Origin of the sequence: Haloplanus sp., assembly GCF_028275055.1 — an archaeon.
Lineage (GTDB): Archaea > Halobacteriota > Halobacteria > Halobacteriales > Haloferacaceae > Haloplanus.
In genome coordinates this window covers 1-4,294 of record NZ_JAQCNJ010000100.1, presented here as the reverse complement: position 1 = coordinate 4,294, position 4,294 = coordinate 1, and the positions used below count along the sequence as shown (strand labels likewise).

Below are 4,294 nucleotides of genomic sequence, written 5' to 3'. Positions count from 1 at the left end.
GCAACCAGTACAGTAAAGGGATCCGACAGTTGTTCTCACTCGCCTCGAAAAAAGCGGTACTGGAGTCCGGCGCGAATCCGGATGCAGTTGTCGACACCGAAGAATACTTACAACTTCTTGACGACATCGGCGAGTTACGTGCCGACCTCGACGACAAACTCGACCGTCTCAGCGAGGACGGTGACCTAACGTCGGTGTATCAGGACCTCGCTCGCCACCTCGACGACGAGCGAGACGACTGACGCGAACGCCGAACTGCGGTGACGGTTCGGCACGCTCGGCATCTCACCCACGGCCATCGACCCGTTCGCATCTCGGGTTTATGTCATTAGTTAGTTTTTTTAATTGATTGTATTAGATATAAGATATTCTCGAAAAATTATATTTCATCGCCGGCTGACAGCTCGGGTGCAATGTCCGACTCTGACAGCCAAACGGTGGCACCGACCTCCGAAACCGAACAGCGGATCATCACGGCCGACGGCAACGGTGGCGCAGTCTCCGGTCCCTACAACGCCGACGGCAACGGTGGCGCAGTCTCCGGTCCCTAAAGTTCCGAGAGGTCGAGTTCGTCGCTCCAGACAATCGACCCGTCAATTTTCACCGGAACCGTCTCTAGTGAAAGAAACTGCCGCAACTCGTCACGGCTCAGGTTGAATGTCTTCGACGACCCCGACCAGAGGTGATACTGGTCCTCACCATCGAGCCATGGAATCACCATACTTCCCATCCCGACCCGCGTTGAGGGGTGTGTCTGCCAGTCGAGTTCGTAGCCGTCGGGTTGCCGACGGACGACACAGACGTTCGGCGGGCCGCCGTCCGTCCGCGCCAGCGACAGGCTGCTGTCCCCGATGACCGTGTACTGGTCACCGATGATCGAATCGTCGCGAGCGACTTCGAGCGCGCTCCCGACGGTGAACCCGCGGTTGAGCAGACGTGCAAGCAGCCGACCGATGCGGACGGCGCCGCTGTTGATCACGTCAGACAGCGTGACGATGCCGGCGATGGCACCCGCCTCGATGAGCGCCGCCCCCTGTTCGTAGGACTGACACGCATTGAGCAGAAAGGCGTCGGGACCGGCGGCGGCCAGTGTCGTCGCATTGAGTTTGCCGTCTGCACACTCGAACCCGTCGGCGTCGATGTGGCCGATATAATGGAGAAGGTCCGTCTCAGCCGAAAGCACCTCGCGAAGTTCCGCCCGCGACAGGTTCCGGTGGACCCGCACGTCGAATGGGAGTTGATCGTGGGAGCCGTACACGTCGTCGACCACATCGCTCTCCTCGGTCATCCACGGATCGTTACAGACGACCGTGATACCGATGTCGCCGTCTGCCGGCGTCCGGTCGAGTCGGTTGTAGAACGCGCTGGTCGTAGCCTTGCTGGCCCCGATGGGTGCGCCCTCACCGACCCACGACTGTTCGAGCGAGTCGGCCGCCTCCGGCTGGACGTACGACCGGGCCGTCCCCTCGGCGGCCGCGCTCCGGGTGAACGTCGAATCCCGGAAGAACTCGTCGGCCGCGGCCGTCTGTACCTCGGAACTCGGCTCCGGCTGTGCGCATGGCGTCCGAACCACCGCCAGATCGTTCGTGACGAACGGGAGCAACTCCACGTTCTCCGGGTTCGGGGCGACGTGGGACGTGAGCCGCCACTCCGGGAGTTCGTCCTCAACGTCGCCGAACGGAACCGAGAGATACCGCTCGACCTGTGTCGCGAGTGGCTGCCCGTACAGCCATTCGAGGTCCAGGTTCAGGTCGTCCTCGACCGCTGCCCGTTCGTGGAGATCGACGTTGTAGTACCCTTCCGTCCGGGTCACGCAGTCGAGAAAAAACGTCTGCTTGAGAACACGTTCGACCTCCGTCTCGAACCCCCGGACGGTGTCGAGGTCGTGTTCGAAGCCGGTTTCGGTTACGAGTCTCGGGTGGTCAGCCGGAACGATGTCCGCGGCGAGGTAGTACGACAACGGCGCGGCCACGTAGATAGAGCGGTACTCCGGCGGCAGTTCGAGTCGCACGCCGGTGTCCGGCGTGTCGATCCCCTCGGGCACCACAAGCCGCTCACCGCGTTCAAGCAGAGGCGGGTGACCACGGAGCGTCGGGTACGAGCGCTCGGGCGAGATGGTCTTCAGCGCAGAGGCGAACTCGGAGACGGCGGCCATTACATCGACAGGCTCCTCGGTCGTGGTGATCGTCGCCGCCGGTCTTTCGTGATGGGAGCGAGCGCCGACCCGAACCGTGGCCTCCTCGCCGAAGTCGATGCGGGTCCGGGTCAGATCCGATTCGATGGTCACCGGGGCGTCGACGCGGAGGTAGAGTTTGATCGGTCCACAGAGTTCGAGACTGTAGCGTCCATCGGAAAACGCTTCGGAGGCGGAGTGTTCCGTCTCGGCCAGCATCTCCCCGCCGGCGTCCCGAACGTAGACGGAGACAACGGTCGGGAGTTCGACCGTTGTGGCGTCGACGGCCACCGCGGCGTCGACCGGGAAGCGGTGGGCGTCGGTGTCGGCCGGCGTCGGCGTAACGGGAACGTCGGTGAACAGCCGGAACTGGTTGCGCTCGATGAGGTCCGTGACGACCAGTCCGAACCCCTCGTCAAGCGTGGCGAACGACACCTCGAGGGTGTTCTCGTCCTCAACGGCTGTCGCCCGTCGCCCGGGTCGACTCATCGTGTTCCTGGTCGTCCTCGGACGGAAAAATATGCCCCTGCTTACGCGTTGTCCACGCCGCCGACCGGGAGCCAGTCGGACGTGAGGTCGCGGTCCCGGAACCGCCACCGCTGGTCGAGGGCCGATCCGTCGACCCGAAGTTCGACCGTCGCGTCGAACAACGGTTCGAAGAGCTTGACCACCTCCGCGGAGGGCTCGCGGAGGAGGCGAACGTGGACCATCCCGGAAACCGACCGAACCTGTCCGATCATGGCGTGGAGGACCCGGAACGCCGCCTCGCGGCCGTACTCCGAGAGCAGCGTTCGGAGACAGTCAAACGCCATGCGGAACTCGGCAGGGGCCAACCCGCCGGCGGCTGAGCCGAACGCCTCGATCACCTCGGTGATCACCGCACCGACCTCGTCCGGGGGGCCGTCGACGACGTGTGTCCGTGGGGCTGGTTGCGACCCCAGCCCACCCGCCTCGCCTCCCGCCCCGGTTGCCGTGGCCGCGCTCCGAGCGTGCTCCCCCTGCGTGATCAGGCGAGCGTACTCCGGGGAGAGCGGCCCGGTATCGCGAAGCCGTCGGAGCGCCCGTTCGCGCCCTGATTCGGCGGTGACGACGAGACGCCGCCGGGGTGGATCGGCGTCCGGATCGCCGAGCATCGTCGCCGACGCCGCAGCGAACATCTCCTCCGGGACCGCCCCTACGACGAGGAGCGCACTCCCTTGTTCTTTCAGCGTCGCCAGCGCGTGTGCGAAGCTGGCACCGTCATCGTCGGGACCCATCTCACCACCCGTGACCATCGATCGATCAAACGGGACCTGTGTGAATAATACTTATTATCCCGGAATCATCGCTAATATTCGGAGACGGCGGCTATCGGTCGTTGAGGAAGGTCTCTATTCGGGTCATCGCCTCTTTCAGGTCCGACATGCCGGTGGCGTATGAGACACGGAGGTGATCGTGGCCCTCCTCGCCGAACACCCGGCCGGGAACGACGGCGACACCCTGATCGTGGAGCAGGTCCTCCGCGAACTGCTCGTCGTCGTACGGCGCCTCGGGGAACGCGTAGAACGCGCCGGTCGCCTCGAAGCAGTCGAGTCCCATGTCCCGAAACCGCGAGATGACGAACTGTCGTCGTCGGTTGTACTGGGTGCGCATCTCGGCCACGTCGTCGTTGCACACCCGCAGGGCCTCGAGGGCGGCGTGTTGTGCCGTCGTCGGCGCGGAGAGCATCGTGTACTGGTGGATGCGATTCATCGCGTCGATGGCCTCCGGCGGTCCGAGGGCGTAGCCGAGACGGAGGCCGGTCATGGCGTATGACTTCGAGAACCCGTTGAACACGATGGTCCGTTCACGCATCCCCGGCTGTGTCGCGATGGATGAGTGTTCGCCCTCGTAGGTGAGCCCTGCATAGATCTCGTCGGAAAGCACCGTCAGGTCGTGCTCACGGGCGAACTCGGCGATTTCTGCCAGTTCCGCCTCGCTGGCCGTCGCACCGGTCGGATTGTTCGGATAACAGATCATCAACACCTCGGCGTCGTCGGCGCCGGCGCGGTCGAGATCGTCGTACGTGAGCACGAAGTCGTTTTCGGCGCGGGTGGAGACCGGGAGTGGCTCACCGCCCGAGAAGCGCACGCCCGGCCCGTA

5 protein-coding genes are annotated in these 4,294 nt (G+C 64.2%); 2 read left to right on the top strand and 3 right to left on the bottom strand.

What is annotated here, in order from left to right; translation table 11 throughout:
• Together Q0925_RS12075 and Q0925_RS12070 are read left to right on the top strand one after the other, a co-directional pair.
• The coding region (locus Q0925_RS12075; RefSeq protein ID WP_299335865.1) for a HalX domain-containing protein at window positions 1-242 on the top strand (242 nt) is incomplete at its 5' end.
• 171 nt (window positions 243-413) lie between these two features.
• The gene (locus tag Q0925_RS12070) at window positions 414-551 is read left to right on the top strand and encodes a hypothetical protein (RefSeq protein WP_299335863.1); all 138 of its coding nucleotides are present in this window, start codon (window positions 414-416) and stop codon (window positions 549-551) included.
• On the opposite strand, the gene Q0925_RS12065 is transcribed toward Q0925_RS12070, so the two are convergent.
• The 3 genes from Q0925_RS12065 to Q0925_RS12055 form a co-directional block, all read right to left on the bottom strand.
• On the bottom strand, window positions 548-2,662 hold the full coding sequence (locus tag Q0925_RS12065) for a hypothetical protein (protein ID WP_299335861.1): 2,115 nt from the start codon (window positions 2,660-2,662) through the stop codon (window positions 548-550). The genes Q0925_RS12070 and Q0925_RS12065 overlap by 4 nt on opposite strands.
• A 41-nt stretch (window positions 2,663-2,703) precedes the next feature.
• Window positions 2,704-3,447 carry a DUF7504 family protein gene (locus Q0925_RS12060; protein WP_299335859.1) on the bottom strand — a complete coding sequence of 248 codons (744 nt, stop codon included), beginning with the start codon at window positions 3,445-3,447 and terminating at the stop codon, window positions 2,704-2,706.
• Window positions 3,448-3,520: 73 nt separating this feature from the next.
• Window positions 3,521-4,294, bottom strand: a 774-nt coding sequence (locus Q0925_RS12055) for a pyridoxal phosphate-dependent aminotransferase (RefSeq protein ID WP_299335857.1), incomplete at its 5' end; no start/stop codon positions are given.